General features: G+C 69.1%; 15 protein-coding genes. 3 read left to right on the top strand and 12 right to left on the bottom strand.

What is annotated here, in order from left to right:
• Window position 1: 1 nt before the first annotated feature.
• The 10 genes from QMK61_RS14675 to QMK61_RS14630 all read right to left on the bottom strand — a co-directional run bounded on the left by QMK61_RS14675 (window position 2) and on the right by QMK61_RS14630 (window position 15,375).
• The gene (locus tag QMK61_RS14675) at window positions 2–1,474 is read right to left on the bottom strand and encodes a GH1 family beta-glucosidase (RefSeq protein ID WP_302072975.1); all 1,473 of its coding nucleotides are present in this window, start codon (window positions 1,472–1,474) and stop codon (window positions 2–4) included.
• A 26-nt stretch (window positions 1,475–1,500) separates the two neighbouring features.
• On the bottom strand, window positions 1,501–2,721 hold the full coding sequence (locus QMK61_RS14670; RefSeq protein WP_302072974.1) for an FN3 domain-containing metallophosphoesterase family protein: 1,221 nt from the start codon (window positions 2,719–2,721) through the stop codon (window positions 1,501–1,503).
• Between the two features lie 6 nt (window positions 2,722–2,727).
• Window positions 2,728–4,485: an alpha-L-fucosidase gene (locus QMK61_RS14665; protein ID WP_302072973.1), complete on the bottom strand. Its 1,758-nt coding sequence runs from the start codon at window positions 4,483–4,485 to the stop codon at window positions 2,728–2,730.
• A complete protein-coding gene (locus tag QMK61_RS14660; protein WP_302072972.1) occupies window positions 4,482–5,471 on the bottom strand; it encodes a metallophosphoesterase in 990 nt (329 codons plus the stop codon). The genes QMK61_RS14665 and QMK61_RS14660 overlap by 4 nt, the downstream gene beginning before the upstream one ends.
• A 71-nt stretch (window positions 5,472–5,542) precedes the next feature.
• Complete coding sequence (locus tag QMK61_RS14655) at window positions 5,543–7,015, bottom strand: glycosyl hydrolase family 79 C-terminal domain-containing protein (protein WP_302072971.1); 1,473 nt, start codon at window positions 7,013–7,015, stop codon at window positions 5,543–5,545.
• A 2-nt stretch (window positions 7,016–7,017) separates the two neighbouring features.
• A complete protein-coding gene (locus QMK61_RS14650; RefSeq protein ID WP_302072970.1) occupies window positions 7,018–9,081 on the bottom strand; it encodes an enterotoxin in 2,064 nt (687 codons plus the stop codon).
• A gap of 139 nt (window positions 9,082–9,220) precedes the next feature.
• Window positions 9,221–12,265 carry a TonB-dependent receptor gene (locus QMK61_RS14645; RefSeq protein ID WP_302072969.1) on the bottom strand — a complete coding sequence of 1,015 codons (3,045 nt, stop codon included), beginning with the start codon at window positions 12,263–12,265 and terminating at the stop codon, window positions 9,221–9,223.
• Window positions 12,266–12,389: 124 nt separating this feature from the next.
• Entirely contained in the window at window positions 12,390–13,322 is a 933-nt protein-coding gene (locus QMK61_RS14640) for a 1-phosphofructokinase family hexose kinase (protein ID WP_302072968.1), read from the bottom strand.
• A complete protein-coding gene (locus QMK61_RS14635) occupies window positions 13,319–14,245 on the bottom strand; it encodes a carbohydrate kinase family protein (RefSeq protein ID WP_302072967.1) in 927 nt (308 codons plus the stop codon). The genes QMK61_RS14640 and QMK61_RS14635 overlap by 4 nt, the downstream gene beginning before the upstream one ends.
• Window positions 14,242–15,375, bottom strand: coding sequence for a tagatose-6-phosphate ketose isomerase (locus tag QMK61_RS14630; RefSeq protein WP_302072966.1), 1,134 nt, complete (start codon window positions 15,373–15,375; stop codon window positions 14,242–14,244). The genes QMK61_RS14635 and QMK61_RS14630 overlap by 4 nt, the downstream gene beginning before the upstream one ends.
• Before the next feature lie 218 nt (window positions 15,376–15,593).
• Here QMK61_RS14630 and QMK61_RS14625 point away from each other — a divergent pair, with 218 nt between their 5' ends.
• From QMK61_RS14625 to agaR, 3 genes are all read left to right on the top strand, one after another.
• Window positions 15,594–16,418 carry a fructose-bisphosphate aldolase gene (locus QMK61_RS14625; protein WP_302072965.1) on the top strand — a complete coding sequence of 275 codons (825 nt, stop codon included), beginning with the start codon at window positions 15,594–15,596 and terminating at the stop codon, window positions 16,416–16,418.
• Between the two features lie 223 nt (window positions 16,419–16,641).
• Complete coding sequence (locus QMK61_RS14620) at window positions 16,642–17,859, top strand: amidohydrolase family protein (RefSeq protein ID WP_302072964.1); 1,218 nt, start codon at window positions 16,642–16,644, stop codon at window positions 17,857–17,859.
• The gene (gene agaR / locus QMK61_RS14615; RefSeq protein ID WP_302072963.1) at window positions 17,856–18,662 is read left to right on the top strand and encodes a transcriptional repressor AgaR; all 807 of its coding nucleotides are present in this window, start codon (window positions 17,856–17,858) and stop codon (window positions 18,660–18,662) included. Before QMK61_RS14620 ends, agaR begins: the two co-directional genes overlap by 4 nt.
• Before the next feature lie 80 nt (window positions 18,663–18,742).
• On the opposite strand, the gene QMK61_RS14610 is transcribed toward agaR, so the two are convergent.
• Both QMK61_RS14610 and QMK61_RS14605 read right to left on the bottom strand, forming a co-directional pair.
• On the bottom strand, window positions 18,743–19,375 hold the full coding sequence (locus QMK61_RS14610) for a class I SAM-dependent methyltransferase (RefSeq protein WP_302072962.1): 633 nt from the start codon (window positions 19,373–19,375) through the stop codon (window positions 18,743–18,745).
• 34 nt (window positions 19,376–19,409) lie between these two features.
• On the bottom strand, window positions 19,410–20,723 hold the full coding sequence (locus QMK61_RS14605; RefSeq protein ID WP_302072961.1) for a hypothetical protein: 1,314 nt from the start codon (window positions 20,721–20,723) through the stop codon (window positions 19,410–19,412).
• Window positions 20,724–20,733 lie beyond the last annotated feature (10 nt).

Here is a 20,733-nt window from a genome sequence, read left to right as displayed (position 1 = left end):
CTCACAAGGCGTTTCTCGCGATCACGCCGCGGTAGAACCGCGAACTGAGCTTGGGCGTGCGCTTCTGCGTGGCGAAATCCACCCAGGTGATGCCGAAGCGCTCGGAGTAGCCGCGGCTCCATTCGAAATTGTCCAGCAGGCTCCACAGGAAATAGCCGCGCACCGGCGTGCCATCCGCGATCCCGCGCTGCAGCTCGGCCAGGTATTGCCGCAGGAACATCACGCGGTCGATGTCCAGCACGCGTCCTTCGGCATCGGGCGCCGCCGTGCTGGAGGTGCCGTTCTCGGTGATGTAGATGTCGCCGATGCCCAGCGCTTCCGCCATCAGCTTGGGCCCCCAGTACAGGGCGTCCGGCGCGAACTGGATCCAGCGGCTCTGCATGCGCGGATACGATGGCGGGAATGGCACGGCCTCGTAGCCGCGCTCGTTGTCGGCCGCGAGGTAGTAGTTGCCGGTGTAGATGTTGAGACCCTGGAAATCGGTCCTGCTGCCGATGATGCGCATGTCCTCGGGCGTGAACTTCGGTGCGTCCGCGCCCAGTGTCCTGAGGTACAGGTCGGTGTAGCGGCCGGTGTGCATGGCGGTGAGGTAGCCGGCGTTCTCCTCCACTGCGGCCTTGCGCGCGGCGGCCACGTGTTCGGGCGCGTCATAGGCCGGCATGGGCGCGTCGATGCCTTCGGCTGAACCCACTCGCGTCTTCGCGCCGGTGGCCGCGCGGATCGCCTGCACGGCCAGGCCGTGGCCCAGCAGGGCGTGGTGCCGCGCCTGCTGCAAGGCCTGCCCCTTCAACCCGAGTCCGGGCGCCATCGTCGTGCCGCCGTAGCCATTGCCGATGAAGGTGCTGATCTCGTTCATCGTCATGAAGTGCCGCACGCGGCCGTCCAGCTGGCCGGCCATGTAGCCGGCGTAGTCGGCGAAGGCCTGGGCGGTGTCGCGGTTCTGCCAGCCGCCCTTGCGCTGCAGCGCCTCGGGCAGGTCCCAGTGGTACAGCGTGCAATACGGCTCGATGTTTGCCGCATGCAGGGCATCGACCAGCCGCTTGTAGAAATCCACGCCCCTGGCGTTCGGCTTGCCCGTGCCGTCGGGAAAGATGCGCGGCCACGCCACCGAGAAGCGGTACGCCCCCGCGCCGAGCTCACGCATCAGCGCGATGTCCTCGGGATAGCGATGGTAGTCGTCGTCGGCCACGTCGGCGTTGCTGCCGTCGACGATCCTGCCCGGCGTGTGCGCATAGACGTCCCAGATCGACTCGCCGCGTCCATCGGCCTTGGTCGCGCCCTCCACCTGGTAGGCCGCGGTGGCGGTGCCCCACACGAAGCCGGCGGGGAAGGCACGCTTCGTCGCCGCGCCGCTTTGCGAACCCGCCAGCGCCGAGGCTGCCGCCCGCGATTTCGCTGCGAACGGAACCGTGCATGCCGCCAGCAGGCCGCCGATGGCCTGGGTGAACTGCCTGCGTGACAGGAGAGGATTCATGGGTGAGCTCCGGCGAACTGCTGCGGTTATTTGCGCTTGCGCGCCAACGTGAACGCGTCGACCAGCTTGCCGGTGCTGTCGGTCACCCTGACCTTCAGCGCGGTGCCGTTGGCTTCCACCCAGGCCACCTGGTCCAGCCCCACCACCAGGATCGGGAAGTCGTTGCCGCGCTCGCCGGGCTTGATGTGCATGAAGTGGTGCTCGTGGCCGGCGATGAACAGGTCGACGTGCGCCCGGTTGGCGAGCTGCGTCCACTTCGCGTTGTCGCCGCCGGTCCAGCCCCAGTCCGGCTGGTGGCCCAGCACCACGGTGAACGGCGCGCTGCGGGTGCGTGCATCGGCCAGCGCCGCGCCGAAGCGCGCCAGGCCTTCGCGGCGGTAGTCGCGCAGGTCGTTGAGGCCGGCGTAGACGTTGGTGTCGTCGGGTTTGTCTTCGCCGGTGTCCACCGCGATCAGGTGCAGTGGGCCGTCGTCGCGCGCATAGTCGTAGCGGCCGTCCTGCGCATGCAGGTACGGACCCAGTTCGCGCGCGAACGGACCGCGGTATTCGTGGTTGCCGTGCACGTAGAGCAACGGCACGGTGCCGCCCAGGCCCTCGGCGGTGGGCGCGAGGAACACGTCCTTGAGCTGCTGCTCGCTCGCCGCCCAGTTCACCGTATCGCCCAGGTGCGCCACGAAGTCCTCGGGCATCTTGCGGATCTCGCCCAGCAGGGTATGGATGCGTGAGACCTTCTCGTGGGTGTCGGTGATCACGGCGAAGCGCGCGGTGGGCCGTGCAGCATCCAGCGTGGTGAAGCGCAGGGTCTCGCCCTGCACGGTGTTGCCGCGCTCGGGCCAGTACGGCTTCAGCGCCACCACGCGGCGCGAGGCCACCTGGTATTGATACGTGTGGCCGGGCCGCAGGCCGTCGATCACCACGCGGTGGAAGGTGCCGACGTCGCGCAGGCCGTCGTGCACGGCCACCGCGGTGCGATCCAGCGCATGTTCGCCGTAGCGCACGCTGCCGTCGGCGGCGCTGTCGGTCATCCACTCCACCACCACCGAGGTGTCGGACACGTCGAGCAGCAACGGCGGCATGGTGATCGCCGGCGTGCTGTTCCACACCTTGTAGGGCGCATCCGCCTCGTCGTCGTGGAAGGGCCGGGCCTGCTTCGTGGCGGCCAGCGCGGGCAGCGCCAGCAGCAGGCCGGCCAGGGCGAAACCAAGGTGCAGCCAGCGGGACGATCCCGGCAAACGGACATCAGGCATGGACCTTCATCCTCCGTGCGGCGGGGTGGTCGGGTGCATGAGCGGCGCGAGTTCCACCGATTCGATGGCGGCCGGCAGGCGGTCGCCCTTGTGGAACGGCGCCACCGGCGTCAGCTCCAGCTGCATCGCATACGGGAAAGCGCGGGGGTCGCGGCTCACGCGCAGATGGGCCGTCCCCGCGCCTGCCGGCAGCACCAACGTACGGGGATGGCCGTCCACCCAGACATCCAGCTTCGCCGACGCATGCGCGCCGCGGTAATGCACGACCAGCATGTAATCGTCCGCGCCGACCCGTGCATGCCAGCGCAGCTTGTAGAGGCTGGGCGGATCGTCGTAGCCGTAGCCGTTGTAGTTGAGGAAGCGCTCGGCCTGGGCGGCGGCCAGCTGCACATGGCCGTCCGCACCAGGCGCCACCGCATCGGGCCGTACATGCAGCCCTCCTTCGAACGGGATCGCCACCACCGGCATGTAGCCGGCGCCCGCAAGGTTCCCTACCCTGACCGTGGCGCCCGCTGCATCGACGGCCACCGGACCCACGCTCGCCTGCGCATCGGCCAGCACGCGGCCACGGCCGAAGCGCGTATCGACCACGCCGGGCAGGTGCAGCACGCCATCGGCCGGCGGCTTCGCCACGAACAGGTACAACGTGTGCGCCCCCAGCGTGGCGTAGCCGAAATCCAGCTTCTTGAACGGCGAGGGCTGCGTGCCATAGACCGCCTCGCCGCGTGGCTTCAGCCATGCGCCGATGCCGCGCAGCACGCCGGCCTCGTAGGGCACCACCGAGCCGTCGCCTTCCGGGCCGATGTTGAGGATGTAGTTGCCGCCGGCGCTGACCACGCGCACCAGCCGTGCGATGTTCTCGCGCACCTTGCCCGGCAGGTCGCCGCGCACCTGCCACGAGCGGTAGCCCCAGGTCTCCGGGAACATCGACGCGGGCGACTGCCAGGGCTCCTCCATGCCTTCGTCCGGCTCGCGGTTGTCGCCCATCACGGTGAAGTCGCCCTGGTGGTTCCACACGCGGCCGGACACCATGGTCTGCGGCTGCAGCTCGTGCACGGTGCGCGCGAAGCGCGCGCTCTGCGCCGGCGTGGGCTTGCCCATGTCGAACCACACCTCGCTGATCGGGCCGTAACGGCTCATCAGCTCGCGGATCTGCGCCACGTTGAAATCGGCCTGCGCGGGCGTGATCGGGTTGTCGTTGTCGGGACGGTACTGGCCGTGCATCCAGTGCCAGTCGATGGTGGAGTAGTACACGCCGAACGGCATGTGCGCCCGCGCGCAGGCGTCGGCCAGTTCCTTCACCACGTCGCGCTTGTACGGCGTGGCGTCGACGATGTCGTAGCGGTTCTGCGCGGTGTGGAACATCGCGAAGCCGTCGTGGTGCTTGGCGGTGAGCACGATGAACTTCATGCCCGCGGCCTTCGCCAGCGCCACGATGGCGTCGGGATCGAACTTCTCCGGATCGAAGTGCTTCGCCAGCGCCTCGTACCGGTCGATCGGCACCGGCGCGAAGGACTGGATCTGCTCGCTGTAGCCCTGCGTGATGCGCTTGCCGTCCCACACGCCGCCCAGCATCGAATACAGGCCGAAATGGATGAACAGGCCGAACTTGCGCGCCTGCCAGGCCTGCACGGTGGCGGCGTCGGGACGTGGCCCGGCCAACGGCAGCGGGCGGTCCGCCGGCGCATCCGCGCCCGTGGCGGCAAGGCCGCTGCCGGCGGCCAGCGCCAGCAGGCCGATGACCGCGAGTCGTGTAAGCCTCATGCGTCGTGTCCTCCCGTCAGCCCTACCCTCCCGGTGGCCTGCAGCGCCTTCGCGGAGAAGGCAAGCCGTCGTTCCCAGCCGCTCATCATCCGCACGACCAGTTGGTCCGCATGCACATCGACGATGAAGCTGCTGTCCTTCGCGGCATGCTCGACCATGCCCGGATAGGTCAGGTAGTGCACGCCGTTGCGTTCGGCATACCCGCCGTGGTGGTCGTGCCCACACATGTACGAGACCAGCGTCGGGCAGGTATCCAGCAGCTTGACCACCTCGTCGTGGTCCCACAGCAGCAGGTCCGGCTGGCAGGAGCCGGGCAGCGTCGGCAGGTGGCAGAACACGACCACCTTCTCGCGCCTGGCCGTGGCTTCGGCCAGCTCGCCGGCGAGCCAGCGACGCTGTTCCGCGCCCACCGCGCCGTTCCATTCGCCGGCGATCGGCGAACCGGACTTCTCCAGCGCCGTGTTGATCCTCTGCCCTTCCAGGAAATGCGGATCGTCCTTCGGCCAGCCGCCGTCGATGCTCACGTTCATGCCGTCCAGCACCACGAAGCGCCAGCCGCGGCGGCGGAAGCTGTAATAGGCGGAAGGCATGTGCAGCGCGCTTGTCACCTGCTCGCGCGGCGCCACGAAATCGTGGTTGCCGAGCACGCTGTACGTCTTCGCCCGCGCCCTGGCATAGGCCGCCCAGGTCTTGTCCAGGGTGGGCAGGCCGCCGGTATCGACCAGGTCGCCGAGCTGGATGACGAAATCCAGTGGCGCGGCGTTCCAGAAACCCAGGCAGTCGTCCAGCTTGGCCAGGGAGTCGCGGTAATACCGCGCGCCCGCCGTGTTCTTGTCGGCGTACTGGATGTCGGCAACGACGCCGAACGAGAACAGCGGCGCCGCCCCCTGCCGCGGTGGGCGGGCATCGAACGCCACGGCACGCGATGCCAGCGGCACCAGGGCTAGCAGGCCGGTTTTCAGGAACGACCTTCTGCCTATCGTCATACCCGTGCTCCCCATGTCCCGGGCCAGGAACCGGCTGTCATGCCGCGTCGGCCGCATGGCTGTCGGCCGCTTCAGCCGTGCGCCTTGGCGCCCTCTTTCCAGCTTGCCAGCACCGCACTGCCACGCGGCACCGCAATGCGGCACGCGCCGGCCTCGTCGGCCGGCACGTAACCGTCCGTCGCGAAGCTGATGTCACGGCGGCTGTCCAGCGCGGGCGCACGCAGGCGCATCAATTCGCCCTTCGTGCCATGCGGAAGGCCGCTCAACGCCACCGCGGCATCGCGTCGCGCGTCCTTGTTGACCAGTGCGACCAGCACCTCGTCGCCTTGCTTCGCCGCATAGGCGGTGAGGTTGACGCCGGTGGCATCGAGCCGGCCGGGCAGCATCCGCGCACCGGCGAAGCGCTGCGCCAGCGCGATGCCGTGGAACAGCGGCTGCGGCTGGAAGCCCAGCGCGCGGCTGCCGGCGATGGCGGCATAGCGCGAGGCCAGCGCGGCGCGCTGAGCCACGATGTCGCCCCCCGTAGCCACCTTCGCCACGCGCCCCAGCGAGCTCTCCACCGAATGCAGCGTGCCGCCGTGGAAATGCATGCCGGCCACGCCGCGCTGCGCCAGCGTCAGCATGAAATCCGCGCCCCACAGCGCGGAGGCGAACACGTTGCTGGTGCCGTCGCGGCCGCCGTTGTAATAGGAATTGCCTTCGGAGACGCGGAACGGCAGGCCATGCTGGTCCGCCACCTGCATGATCTGTTCGACCTCGCCGAAGAAGCCGGGGTCGCCGGCGAGCATGTCCGGGATCGAGCCGTTCTCCGCCGCCTCGCGGTAGTAGTGCCGGCTAAGGAACACGTTCTCCCTGGCGTGGCGCTTCGCGTACTCGATCACCCAGTCGGTGTTCGCGCCGGTGTCCGGCCCGGCGAGCGGCAGGCCGGCGGCGCGCAGCGCCTTGGCATACGGCGTCCAGGCGGCGTCGAACGTAGCGTAGTCGTGGAAGTAGTTGTTCGCCTCGTTGCCGATCTGGATCGCCAGCAGCCGGTCGCCCACCAGGCGCTGCACGGCCTGCGCCAGGTCCACCGCCATCTCCGGCGAACCGATGCGCAGGTTCACGCCGAACACCAGTTTCCAGCCGGTGGCGCGCACGAAGCCGGCCAGCGCCTGCAGGCCTTCCGGCTGCAGCACGTGCGGCTGCAGCCGCTTGCCGTGCCGGCGCGGGACGTAGGCCGGCATCGTTCCCTTGTAGCCGCCCCACACCGTGTCGTCGCTGGTGTTGCCGCCGATGCGCAGCACGCCGTGCGGGTTCATTTCGCGAAACAGGCGCACCAGGCCGTGGTTGTCCGCGGCGAAGAAGGTGGGGTCGGAAAGCTCCAGCGTCTCGTAGCTGAGGCTGGCGAGGCTGGTATCGACGCGCCTTCCCGGGCGGCTCATGTCCAGCGCGAAACTGGCCCGCGCTGCGGGCGCATCCGCGCCCCAGGCCCGGACGCCGCAGGCGGCGGCCAGCGGCAGCAGGGCGGTGGCTTGCAACAGGCGGCGGCGGGTCAGGTCGGTCATGCTCAGTCTCCGTGGGCCGGGGTCAGTTCCAGCGTCAGCACCTCGAACGGCGCCAGCGTGATCGTGCCCGGGTGATCGGCGTCCAGCGTCTTCGGCACGCCGGCGCCGCCGTTCTTCCACACGTCGCGCACGTTGAAGCGACGCGCCACGCCCGGCGGCAGCTGCAGCTGGCGCTGCAGGTCGACCACCGCGAGCTGCGGCTTGTCGTCGGGATTGCGGAAGGTGACGATGGCCTTCTTCGGCGACCACGCGGCCCAGCCGTAGACGTCCAGCCGGCCGGGGTCGCCGCCGATCCAATGCGTGTCGCGCAGCACGCCGGCGTTGGCGCGCGACCACTTCGCCGCATCGGCCAGCGTGTCCCAATCCTGCGACGTGAGCAGCGAGGGCGTGATGTACATCTCCTGCAGCTCGGTGCCGGTGGCGAAATAGGAATGCACTTCGTTGGCGAAGTCGTGGCCCGGATCGGTGTTCAGGCGCGGATTCTTCTGTGCATAGATGATGCCGTGGAGCATCAGCGAGTTGATCGGAAACAGCGGCCCCTTCAGCACGATGTTCTGGTAGGTCTGCTGGTCGCGGTAGGTGATCCACCGCTCGCGCATCGTGCCCACGCCGGCGTACCAGTCGTCCTCGCCGTCGCGCCAGATGGTGTCGGCGTAGCGCAGCCAGAACGGCGAGGCCCAGGTGCCGGTGGTGAGGTTGATGAAGGTGTCTGGCTTGTCCTTGCGGATGTCGTCGATCAGCTGGATCGCCGCGGCGAAGTCGCTGTCGAAGCGGCTGCCGGGAAACACGCTGCTGACGTTGCCGGTGCCGTCGAACTTGAACTGGTTGACGCCGTCCTTGTCCAGCAGGTCCATCACCACCTGGTGGAAGCGCTGGTAGTACTTCGGCCCGGACAGCGCGAAGCCGCCGTCGTTGGTTTCGTAGCCGGCCGCCTTGCCGTTCTTCACGCGCTCCTGCCAGGGCTTGCCGTAGCCGCCCCACGGCGACAGCCAGATGCCCGGCGCGGCGCCGTACTTCGCCGCCGCCTTGCGCAGCGGCACGAAGCCGTGCGGGAAGTCCTTGCTGAAGTTCCAGCTGCCGCTCAAGTCGTCCCAGCCGTCGTCGAACAGGAACGAATCCAGCTTCACGCCGCGCTTGACGGTGAGCTGCTGACCGAACGCATTGATGCGGTCCAGCGCCTCCGCCTCGGTGTACGGGGTGAAGTAGCCGATGTCGTACCAGGAGTTGTAGTGCAGGAACGGCCGGTACGGATGCGCACGCTCGCGCTCCACGTAGCCGGCGAAGTCGCGGCGCAGCTGGCCGTCGCGCACCACGCCCGCCACCGCCGAATAGGCCACGGTCTTGCCCTGCTCCAGCGGCAGCGTGCGGACCATGGTGAGCTTCACCGTGTCGTGGTACGCGGAGCTTTCGGACAGGGGATTCTCGAAACCGAGATAGATGTCGCCGGCCACCACGGGCGAACCGTTCACCGTGCCGTCCACCTCGGCGCCGGCCACCTTCGTCTCCAGCAGCGAGACCTTGGCGATCTTCTCGGCCTGCTTGAGCGCGGTGATGCGCACCTCCTCGCGCAGGTAGGGCGAACCGTCGCGCTGCACCAGCTTCCAGTCCACCCGGAAGCGGCCGCCCGTATCGCCGAAGCTGGCCTCGACCGCCTTGCCGGGGATCCGCCCGGCCAGCCGCGAGGACTTCGCGTCCACCGGCAGCGCCGCCACGTGCGGCGGCGACAACAGGCTCATGTCGGCGGCCTTGAGCGTGCTGCCATCGGCCATCACCAGCGCGAACGGCGCGGACACCTGCACGGTGCGGCCGTGCACGCGGTCGGTCACGCTGAAGTCGACGAGATGCCGGCCGTCCAGCTTCCAGCGCGCCTCGATCGCGGCATTGCCGAAACTCTCCGCCCCCTGCTGGTCGGTGAAGACTGCGGCGCCGGGCGCAAGCACCAGCCTGCCGGTGGCGACGCTGTCCTCGGCCTGCGCCGTGCCGGGCCCCGCCGCCACGGCGAGCAGGCAGGAGGCGAACAGGGTCAGGCGCAGCGGGCGAAGAAGACGGGGACGTGATGCTGGCATGGCGGCCTCTGTAACGATTGGCGTGGCCGGCCGGACCGATGCGTCGATGGCCCAGCCGGCGGGATTGGAACCCGCCGCCCGGCATGGCCGGACGGCGGAGGTTGGCACACGGGGTGGCGCGGGACGCCACCGTCCACGGTCAGTAGTCGTAGGTGACGCTCATGCGCGCGTAGCGCGGCGGCTGCAGCACCCGCGGCGTGCCGTACAGCGGGTTCGGCGTCCCGGCGCGGTCCGAATACATCGCCTGGTTCAGATTGAGCTCCGCCTGGTCGTTGAAGACGTTGAACACGTCCAGGTGGAAGCCCAGCTTGTGGTCCGCGAACGCCGGCCGGTACTGCACCCCCAGGTCGACCTGCTTGTTCCACGGCAGGCGCCCCTGCTTCCCTGGCGGCGACGGCTGGCCGTTGCACCAGTGGTAGGCGGAGCCATAGCCGGCCGGGTCGTTCGTGGCCGGATCCATGGGGTCGCTGCCATACAGGCCCAGGCAGTACTTCGGGCCGCCCGATACGAGGCTGAGGTTGCCCGAGACCAGCCACTCCGGCGTGATCTGGTAGTAGCCGAAGGCCTTGATCTGGTGCGTGTGGTCGTTGCCCTGCGGGCCATTGCCGTAGACCATCAGCGAGGGGAAGTCCCAGTCCATGTTCTGGATGCCGCCGGTGGCCTGGATGTCGGACTGGCCCTGGCCCTCGGTGTTGCCGTAGCTGCGCGAGAACGTGTAGCTCAGCTTGCCGTACCAGCGGCCGTCGAACGGGTGTTCCAGGAAGCCTTCCAGCGCGTAGTACCGGCGTACCATGTGGGTGAAGCCCATCTCCTTGTTGCTCAGGGTCACGTCGTGGTAGTTGCCGCTCGCGTCGCGCACCGCGAAGGTGTTCGCGATGCCCGGGTTGATGTAGTAGCAGGTCGAGTCGTCGACGTCGACGATGCCCATCGAGGCCGCCTTGTCGACCACGGCCTGCGCATCGCAGTAGTCGTCCAGGTTGTGGCGCAGCATGCGCCGGGTGAACTTGGCGCCGTAGACCCACTTCGGGCCGGCGGTCTTGGTGAAGCCGAGGATGAACTCGTCCTGGTCCTGCGCCTTGATGTTGCGCGCCGTGAGCGTGCGCGGGTCGGGCGCCTGGCCGAAGAAGTTGTTCGCCGAGACCGGCCCCGAGACCTGGGTGAGGCCGGTGGGCGTGCCATCGGACGCGATGCCGCTGTAGGTGAAGTACTGCTGGGTGCGCAGCACGCCGTTGGCGACGCCGCCCGGGGCGAGCGGCTGGCCCAGGTAGTAGCGGCCGGCGTTGCCGTAGATCTTGAACGTGCCGTCGCCGTACACGTCCCAGCTGAAGCCGAGCCGCGGCGCCCACTGCGGCGAGGTCTGCCGCATGTAGGACTGGCCGGAGCCGTTGTAGTTGTTGAAGGCGTCGTTGCGCAGGCCGATCGACACCAGCCAGCGGTCGCTCACCTGCCACTGGTCCTCGATGTACTCGGCGCGCTGGGTGGTCAGCAGGCCGGCGCCGGAGACGTCGATGTTCTTGGTGACGTAGTAGCCGCCGGCGCCGTTCGGGTAGTTGATCAGCGGCCCCACGCCCAGCTTGGCCGCGGTCGGCAACTCGGGGTGGTCGGTATGGCCGTAGCTCCAGTAGTAGCCGCCGGGGCCGGTGGTGATGTGGCCCTGGTCCCTGGCGTTGGAACGCAGGTTGTCGATGCCGGCGGTGATCGTGTGGTTGCCGAGCACGTAGGTCAGGCTGACCCGGAGATTGCTGGTCTTGTAGCTGTTGCCCGGGTTGCTGATCTGGGTGAGCGTCTGCGCGTTGGTGATCGGCACGCCGCCGTTCAGCGCCGGATTCTGGCTGGTCTTGCCGCCGATGTAGGTGAGGTTCGGGTCGTAGCCGACCGGCCCGCTGTAGTTCACCGTGGTCATCTTGCCGTACATCGCGTTCAGCGTGAGGCTGTCGGTGAGGTAGCCGGTGTACTTGGCCGACCACATGTCGCCGCCCAGCTTGGCGTTGCTGGAGAAGGCCTTGAAGCCGGCATCCCGCTGGTTGGCGTAGTCGTAGTTGTAGATCGTCCCCGAGGTCATCCGCTTCTCGGACGCCCCGGTCAACTCAAGCAGGTTGCTGTCGTTGATGTTCCAGTTGATCTTGGCGTACCACTTCGGGTTGTTGACCTTGTAGTGCTGCGAGGTGCCCGCATCCACGTTGTTGACCGTATGGCCGCCCTGGTCGTTGGCCTCCACCGAGGCGAACAGGAACAGCTTGTCCTTGATCAGCGGGCCGCCCACGTAAGCGTCGTAGGTGGACGTCCAGTAGCCGTCGGTGCGGCCGGGGTCGTACAGGCGCCCCGCCACCGGCGTCGGCGGCAATCCGTTCATGTAGTAGGTGTCGTCCTGGCCGGAACGCCAGTCCTGCGGCGCGTACACGTACTGGGCGCCGAAGTGCCACTCGTTGGTGCCGCTCTTGCCGATCATGTTGATCACGCCGCCGTCGGTGCGGCCGTACTGGGCGCTGTAGCCGCCGGTGTAGGCCTCCTCCTGGTCGATCGAGCCGTACGGCAGGGCGATGCCGCCCTTGGCGTTGAACGGATCGGTGGTGTTGAAGCCGTTGATGTAGTACGCGTTCTCCGTGGACGACGAACCGCCGAAGCTGACCAGCGGCTCGCCGGTCGTGCTGGTCGCGCCGCCGGCGGCGGTGACCGCGCCCGGCGCCAGCAGCGCCGCCGCCTCGGCGGTGCGCGGCAGCGGCAGCCTGGCCAGCTGTTCTGCCGTGACCACCGTGCGCGAATCCACCGAGCTGACGTCGATCGGCGGCACGGCGTTGGCCGTGACGTTCACGCCGGCCAGCTGCTTCGCGTTCACGGAGCCGGCTTCGGCCCCTTCCGCGCTGAAGGAGATGTCCACGCCGACACCCACCCTCAGTACCACGTTGTCGCGTCGCTGCACTTCCCTGCCGTCACGCATGAGGGTCACCGAATAGGTGCCCGTCGGCAGCTGGGTGGCGTTGTAGCGGCCCTGGCTGTCGATGCCCACCGTACGACTCAGGCCCGCGCCGTTGCTGACCACCACGCTCTCGCCCGGCTGCACCGGCACGCGGCCGAAAATGTTGCTGGTGGTCGACTGGCCGTAGGCGGCCATGGATGCCACGAACAGGCCCAGCGCCGTGGCCAGGCCGGTCTTCCGTAGCGGGATGCTTCTGCTGGATCTCATACGTGCCCCTCTCGATCGATCGCTTCACTGTCGGATGCCCGCGAGTCGTTACCTCCCCGTATCCCGCGGACTGTTCAAAACCGATGGCTCGTACCATCGGCAAGCTGGCCGGCTCCGCCTGCACTCAACGTGTCCACTCCTCCACCCGGACCCGGCCGAGCAATGCCTCGACCTGGTCCGTGCGTACGTATCCGGTTTCCACTTCCATGGCGTTGGCGGCGCCGCAGGCCACCGCCAGCCGCAGGGCCTCGCGCAACGACTGGTCGCGCGCGATCGCCACCGCCATGCCGGCCAGGAAGCAGTCGCCCGAGCCGACCGTGTTGCGCACCTGCCCCGGCTCGACCGACGCATGCCATGCGCCGCTGTCGTCCATGCCCACCGCGCCCAGCGCGCCCAGGCTCAACACCGGCATCGCCACGCCTTGTGCGCGCAGTTCGCGCAGCGCGGCGACGGCGGCGTCGACGCCGGCGATGGCGCGGCCGAACAAGGCTTCCGCCTCGTCGCGGTTCGGCTTCAGCAGGTAGGGTTGCGCCGACACCGCCCACCGCAGCACGTCGCCGCTGGCGTCGACCAGGCAGCGCTTGCCGGCGGCGCGCACCTGCTGCGCGAGTTCGGCGTAGGTGTCGGCAGCGAAGCCGCGCGGCAGGCTGCCGGAGAGCACCACCAGGTCGCTTTCTTCCAGCGCGCGCAGGAAGGCGCGCTGCAGCGCCGCCCGGTCGCGTCCGTCCAGTTCCGGCCCCTGCCCCAGCACCTCGGTGATCCGTCCGTGCGCGTCGCGCAGCGCGATGCAGTGGCGCAGTGGCGCATCGATCTCCACGCCGTGGAACAGCACGCCGCGTTCACTCATGCGGCGCGCGGTGAGGTTGCGGTGCGCGGCGTCGACCAGCCCGATCAGTTGCACCGGCTCGCGCAGCGCGGCGATGGTCTGCGCCACGTGCAGGCCCTTGCCGCCCGGCAGCACCTGCTCGTGCATGGTGCGGTTGACTTCGCCCAGGCGCAGCTCGCCCACCTGCATCAGGTGGTCGATGGCGGTGTTGATGCCGAGCACGGTGATCACGGCGCGGCCTCCAGCAGTGCCCGCACCTCGCCCGCGTCGGCCTGCCTCGCCGTGCCGCCCACGCCGCGCGTGGAAAGCGCGCCGCAGGCGTTGCCCCAGCGCATGGCCTCCGCCAGCGGCATCCCGCGCAGCCAGGCGTGCAGGAAGCCGGCGTCGAAGGAGTCGCCGGCGCCGGTACTGTCCACCGCGTCCAGCGCGAAGGCCGGCGACTCGAGCAGCCGGCCGTCGTCGTCCAGCGCCACGCACCCCTGGCGGCCGCGCTTCACCACGATGCGGGTGTGGCCGTTGTCCAGCGCACGCAGGCCATCGAGCACCGATGCGCGGCCGCTGATGGCGGCGAACTCCACGTCATTGGGCAGGAACAGGTCGACCCCGGAAAGCAGGCTCGGCCATGCGTCGCCCCAGCGCTGTTCGGGATCGAAGCCCGGGTCGAGCGACGTGCCCAGGCCGTGCGCGCGGGCGCGCGCGAACAGCGACTCGAGGTCCGGCCGCAGCGCGCGCTGCAGGTAATACGACGACACGTGCAGGTGGTCGGCGCCCGCCAGCGATTCGTCGCCGATGTCGTCGGCGCGCAGCGCACCGATGGCGCCGGCGAAGGTGACCAGCGCGCGATCGCTGCGGGTGGAGAACGAGGCGGTGATGCCGGTGCGCAGCGCGGCGTCGCGCTGCACCGCGGCCACGTCGATGCCGGCCTCCTGCAGCGCCGACACGCAGAAATCGCCCCAGGGATCCGCGCCTGCCTTGCCGGCGAAGGCCACCGGGTTGCCCAGCCGCGCCAGGCCCATCGCGCAGATCATCGAGGAACTGCCGGGCACGAGCCGCGCGTCCTCGGCCAGCACTTCGCATCCCGGCACGGGGAACGACTGGCAGTCCCGGAACACCAGGTCGACGTTGAGTTCGCCGGCGACGAGGATGCGTTTCACGCCGCGCCTCCCGCGTGCAGCGCGAAGGCCTCCACCACGCGGGTGAGCACGCCTTGCGCCGGCGCGTCGGGCTTGCCGCCCAGGGCGAGGCAACGGAAGAACGCCAGCACCTGGCCCACGGCCACGTCGGCCAGCAGCGGCAGCGCGTCGTCCGCGGCGTGCAGGCCCTGCAGGTCCACCGCCACGTCCTGCGCGCCGATCACGTCGCCGGCGATGCCCTCGCCCACCAGCACGCGCACCATGCCCAGCCGCTTGCGGGTGAGTTCGCGCAGCAGGTCGTATTCATAGGCGCGCACCGCCGGGTCGGGCGAGAGGTAGGCCACCACGAGGGTGTTTTCGTCGAGGCTGGACATGGGGCCGTGGCGCAGCCCGAGGAAGGTCTCGGCCATCGTGGTCACGCGGCCGCCGGTCATCTCCAGCATCTTCAGCGCGGCCTCGTGCGCGGCGCCCAGCGCGCCACCGCTGCCGAGGTACACGACCTGGTCGACATCGCGATACGCGATGGCCGCCAACGCATCGGACCGGTGCTCGAATACCTGCTGCACGCAGCCGGCGAGGCGCTTCACGCCGTCCTGCCACCCGGCCTCGTCGGCGCGACCGCCCAGCGCGCTGCCGGCCAGCACCAGGTTGGTGAAACTGCTGGTCATCACCAGGCTGCGGTCGTTGGTGCGCTCGTCCAGCACCAGCGCGGCGTAGCGCGGCGCGTCCCGATACTGCGTGGCGAGCTTGCCGTCGGCGTTGCAGGTGATGGCCAGGTGGTTCCACTCCGGCGCATGCGCCAGCAACTGGTCGACCACGCCCGCGCTTTCCGGGCTGTCGCCGGAGCGCGCGATCGAGACCAGCAGGCCGCCGCCCGGCGGCAACGCGCGGCGATGCGTGAGCAGGGTGCCCGCGGGAATCGCCAGCACCGGCACGCCCAGCGTCTGCTGCAGGTCCGGCGCGATGCACTCGCCGGCATAGATCGAACTGCCCGAGCCGGTCAGCACGACGTAGGCGGGACGGGGCGTCAGCACCGCCTGCAATTGCGCGCGCACCGACGGCTCGCGCAGCCGTGCCGCCGTGGCTTGCCAGGTGGCCGGCTGCTGTAGGATTTCGCGCAGGGTGTCGGCATAGCCACGCTCGCGCTGCACGGCCGGGGCAGCCGCTTCCAGGACGGCAAAACTGTCGATTGATTTCGTTTTTCTTTCGAGTATTGACATTTGGTCGATTTCGTCCGAATGTGAAGCTATTCGTCCACCAGCCCAGCGTATTCGAAATGAAACAGAACTTACAAGTACCTTCACAAGTTTCCGAAAAGTTCTCACGACTCCCCCTTTCGCATGGCAAGCGGACACGCCTGTGGCGCCTGTTGTACGGCAACGGTCCGCGCAACGGCAGCCTGCTGGTGCTGCCGCTGGACCAGGGCCTGGAGCACGGCCCGACCGATTTCTTCCCCCATCCGCCCGCGGTGGACCCGGCCTACCAGTTCGAACTGGCCGCGGCCGGCGGCTTTTCCGCCATCGCGCTGGGCATCGGCCTGGCCGAGAAGTACATGACCGAGTACTGCGGCCGCGTGCCGCTGATCCTCAAGCTCAACGGCAAGACCAACATCCCCAGCGATGCCGAAGCCACCTCGCCGCTGTTCGCCTCGGTGGAGGACGCCGTGCGCCTGGGCGCCGACGCGGTGGGCTACACCCTGTACGTCGGCTCGCCGCGCCAGCACGACGAATTCCGCCAGTTCGAGAAGGTGCGCCAGGACTGCGAGCGCTACGGCATGCCGCTGGTGCTTTGGTCCTACCCGCGTGGCAGTGCCGTCAATGCCAAGGGCGGCACCAACACGCTCTACGCGCAGGACTACGCCGCGCGCGTGGCGCTGGAGCTGGGCGCGGACATCGTCAAGCTGCACGAGCCGAACGACAGCGTGGCCAACGTGCCGGCGCCCTACGACACGCTGCAGGAAGACTCCGCCGCCCGCTGCGCCCGCGTGGTGCGCTCGGCCGGCCGCACCATGGTGTTGTTTTCCGGCGGCGAGAAGAACGACGACGACGCGGTCGTGCTGCGCAAGGTGGAGCACTACATGCAGAGCGGCGCCAGCGGCGTGATGTTCGGCCGCAACATGTGGCTGCGCCCGTTCGACCAGGCGGTGGCGCTGGTCCGGCAGGTGCACGACATCATGGCGAAGCACCCGCGCTAGCCGCACTTCCGGAGGGGCCCGGCTCGCGAAGGCGCCCATGCTTTGCTCCCTCTCCCCTCCGGGGAGAGGGTTGGGGTGAGGGGCCAACCTCGCGGCATACCCCCAACGGAGCAGCTTGCACTAGCATCCTTGCCGCGAGCACCCGCCCCTCACCTCAATCCTCTCCCCCAAATGAAATCAGGGCCGGGGGAGAGGAAGCGAACGCAAGAAGCGAGTCATTCGATTGAAGCAGCACCAGAAATCCTGCCTCTGCTGCGCCCCGCCCACCGGGGCCGGCACGGTGCGCATCGAGGCCGGCGGCAAGAACCCGCTGCAGACCGCCCCCGATGCCAGCAAGGGCGAGCTGCGCCTGAAGGACTTCAAACCGCGCAGCATGCTGCGCGTGCCGCAGACCCGCATCGAGCGGCCGCGCTTCCCGGTGATCGACGTGCACGCCCACCTCACCTGGTCGAAGAACGTGCGCAACGGCGTGTCGGTGGGCGAGGAGATCACCGTGTTCAGCACGCCGGAGGAACTGCTGCCGGTGATGGACCGCAAGGGCGTGCGCACCCTGGTCAACCTCACCGGCGGCGTCGGCAAGGGGCTGGAGGAAAGCATCCGCCTGTTCGATCGCGCCGCGCCGGGGCGTTTCCTTACCCTCACCGAGCCCTCGTTCGAACTGTTCCCCGAAGCGGACTACCCGCAGCGCCAGGCCGAGGCGATCGGGCACGCCAGCCGCGCGGGCGCGCGCGGCCTGAAGCTGCTGAAGACGCTGGGCCTGTACCTGCGCGAGCGCATCGACGAGGGCCCGCTGGTCGGCGTCGACGACCGCCGCTTCGACCCGATGTGGGAAGCCTGCGCCGCCCACGGCATGCCGGTGTTCCTGCACGTGTCCGACCCGGAGGCGTTCTTCCTGCCCACCGACGGCGCGAACGAGCGCTACGAGGAGCTGGCCAACCACCCGGACTGGTCGTTCTACGGCCCGGCGTTCCCCGGCCACCAGGAGCTGATCGACGCGCGCAACCGCATGATCGCGCGCCACCCGGGCACCACCTTCGTGCTGCTGCACGTGGGCAACAACGCCGAGAACCTGGCCGCCGTCAGCGACTGCCTGGAGCGCTTCCCCAATACCCTGGTGGACATCAGCGCCCGCATCGGCGAACTGGGCCGCCAGCCGCGCATCGCGCAGCGCTTCTTCGACCGCTTCCAGGACCGCATCCTGTTCGGCACCGATGCGGTGCCCTCGCCGTGGGGCGACGACGTGCCCCAGCAGCTGTTCGGCGACGCCCTGTACGAGATCTACTACCGTTTCCTGGAGACCGAGGACGAGTATTTCGACTATGCTCCCTCCCCGGTACCGCCGCAGGGGCGCTGGTCGATCTACGGCCTGAAGCTGCCGGACGCCATCCTGCGCAAGGTCTATCACGACAACGCCGCCCGATTGCTGCGCCTGAACCCATGACCAAAGCCAAGCCCGCCAAGCCCCGCCCTCGCCTGCTGGTGGAGGAACGCCGGCGCCTGATCGTCGACCTGGTGGGCAAGCAGGGCCGCGCCACGGTGGAGGAACTGGCGCAGGCATTCGGCACCTCGGCGGTGACCATCCGCGCCGACCTGGAGGCGCTGGCACGCGCCGGCGCCATCGCCCGCTCGCACGGCGGCGCGCTGCCGGTGCACACGCCGGTGTCCAACGACACCCCGCTCAACATCAAGGAAACCCGCCGCCACGCGCAGAAGCTGCGCATCGGCCAGGCCGCCGCCGAGCTGGTGCGCGACGGCGAGACGATCATCCTCGACTCCGGCTCCACCACCGCCGAGATCGCGCGCCAGCTGCGCCAGCGCAAGCTGGAATCGCTCACCGTGATCACCAACGCGCTGAACATCGCGCTGGAACTGTCCAACGTGCCGCATGTGCGGGTGATGATGCTGGGCGGCATGCTGCGCCAGACCTCCTACTCGCTGGTCGGCCCCGACGCCGAGCAGGCGCTGGCCAAGCTCTCCGCCGACCGCCTGTTCCTGGGCGTGGACGGCCTCGACCCGCGCGTGGGCGTGACCACGCCCGACCCGCTGGAAGCCTCGCTCAACGCACTGATGATCCGCGTCTCGCGCGAGACGGTGGCGGTGCTGGACGCCACCAAGCTGGGCCAGCGCAGCCTGTCCGTCATCACCCCGGTCGAGAAGCTGCACCGCGTGATCACCGACACCAGCGCGCCGGCCGAGACGGTCGAGGCGCTGCGCAACGCCGGCGTCGACGTCACCCTGGTCTGAGAGCCTGTTCACGGCCTCCTGGCGCCGCTCGCCCGTCGCCAGCCGGCGTAGATGCGAAGCCCGGCAACGCCCGGTGACCGTCAGCCCTTCGTGCGCGTGGCCGCGGGACGCGGCGCACTCGCCAGCTCCAGCGCCGCGATGCGCCGCCCCAGCCGCGGCGCGAGGTAGCAGTGCGAGCCGCACGGCAGCAGGCCGGCGTCGGCGAAGCAGCGCAGGTACCAGTCCGGCGAACGGTGGTGGAAGCCCTCCAGGTCGCCGTCCACGCCGTCCCGGCTGGTGAACACCTCGAGGAAGGCCACGCCTTCGACCATCTCGGCGATGCCGGCCAGGCCGGCACGCAACTCCGCCGGCTTCAGGTAATGCAGCACGTCGCTGCACACGATCAGGTCGAAGCGCGTGTCGAAACGCAGGTGCTCCAGCTGGCCGAAGCGCGCCAGGCCGATGTTGCGGCTGCGGCCATAGCGCGCCACCGCGTACTCGCTGGCATCCAGCCCGCGGTAGTCCACGCCGGGCCGCAGCGCGCGCAGCGGCGCGCGCCAGGCGCCTTCGCCGCAGCCCACGTCGAGCACGTTGCGCAGCGGCCGGCCGAGGTAGTACTCGGCCTGCGCCACCGCCAGCGCCACCTTGCGTTTCAGTGCGGCGGCCGAGCCCACCGCGTGCGCGCTGTCGCGGTACCACTTGTCGAAATAGGCGCGGTCGTAGGTCTTGCTCATGGGCTGGGCATGGTACCGGGCCGGGCGCGGTGCGTCAGTGCGCCGCGCTGGCTTGGCGCAAGGTCCAGTCACCGTGCCGGGGGCCCGGCACCAGTGTCCAGCCGGGCTTGAGCTTCAACTGCCACCCCGCGCCATGTACGTTCGTGCCATCTTGTGCGGCCGGCGCGCTCACCGTGACCAGCCTCCAGTCGCCGCGAAGCAGAGCGCCCCGCTCCGCTTCCAGCGTGCCCCAGTCGTCAATGATCTTGAGATGCGGGTACACGGTGCCGGCTTGGCCGAGCGACAGCACAGTATTCGGGTTGAACTGCACGTGCATGTGCAGCAGCCGGATCGCCAGCACCGGGCCATTCACCAGGGCGGCCTTGTAGCGATCCAGCAATTGCTGGTGTTCATGCGCACGTTGTTGTTCCGAGGAGAGCAAGGCCGCGCCGCCGTAGCGTGCTGCGTGCTGTTCGATCCCGGCTGCGGAGGGCTGCGCGGCAGGCAAGCGCAAGGCTGAGGCCAGTAGCTGGGGCAGACTGGCATCGCCTTGTCGCAGCGTCTTGCGCCAGTGCGGTGCATAGCGGTCCAGCAGCAGGCCATAGGCAGGACCGGTGGCGTAAGCGAAGGAACGCACCAGGCTGGGGTCATCTGCATGCGTCCGGATGTCTTTCAAGGCCATTGCCACCCGTGTCGACGGCGTACCGTTACCCACCGTCACGCCAGTGTATTCAGCCACTCCCTCGTTCCGTTCCAGCGCGTTCTCGCTGGCAGCCGCCTTGGGGAACAGGCGGTAGCGCTCGGCGCGGAACAGCAGCGCGTCGACAATCCTCGCGCGACGGTCGGCATCGTCGGACGCCTGCAAGGCCGCTGCCAGCGCGCGCCACTCCAGCAGCATGGTGTAGCGACCCTGCTCGGTATCCAGTTGCACGTTGTCGCCACCCGCCACGATCGGCAGCACCTGCGGCTGGATACGGTGGAAGGCTTCGTGCGCGAACAGCGTGCGTCGTGACGCCTCGTCGCCGGCCACTGGCCACAGCATCTGGATCCAGCGCACGCCTTCCCATTCGATGCTGGTATTGGCGATCAGTACATCCGGCGGCAATACGCCCACATACACGCCATGGTCGGATTTCAGCGCCCCCTTTGGATCAGCCTGATTGGCGACCACGCGACGCGTCACCGGGTCGACGAACATCACCGGTCCGCACAAGCTCACGCCCCACAGCTTGCCATGGTCGGCGATGCACTGGCGCTGCATCGTCTCGAAATAACGCTGCGCCTGCGTCGCATCCGGCGCTCCCGACGCCAGCGCGGACGAGACCAGTCCCAAAGCCGCCAGCCCACCGAGCCAAGCCATGCGTGCCATGTTCACTCCC

Origin of the sequence: Fulvimonas sp. R45, assembly GCF_030504985.1 — a bacterium.
In the GTDB taxonomy this organism is placed as follows: Bacteria; Pseudomonadota; Gammaproteobacteria; order Xanthomonadales; family Rhodanobacteraceae; genus Rhodanobacter_A.
The sequence above is the reverse complement of the archived record's forward strand: the minus strand, read 5'-3'. Positions and strand labels throughout refer to the sequence as shown.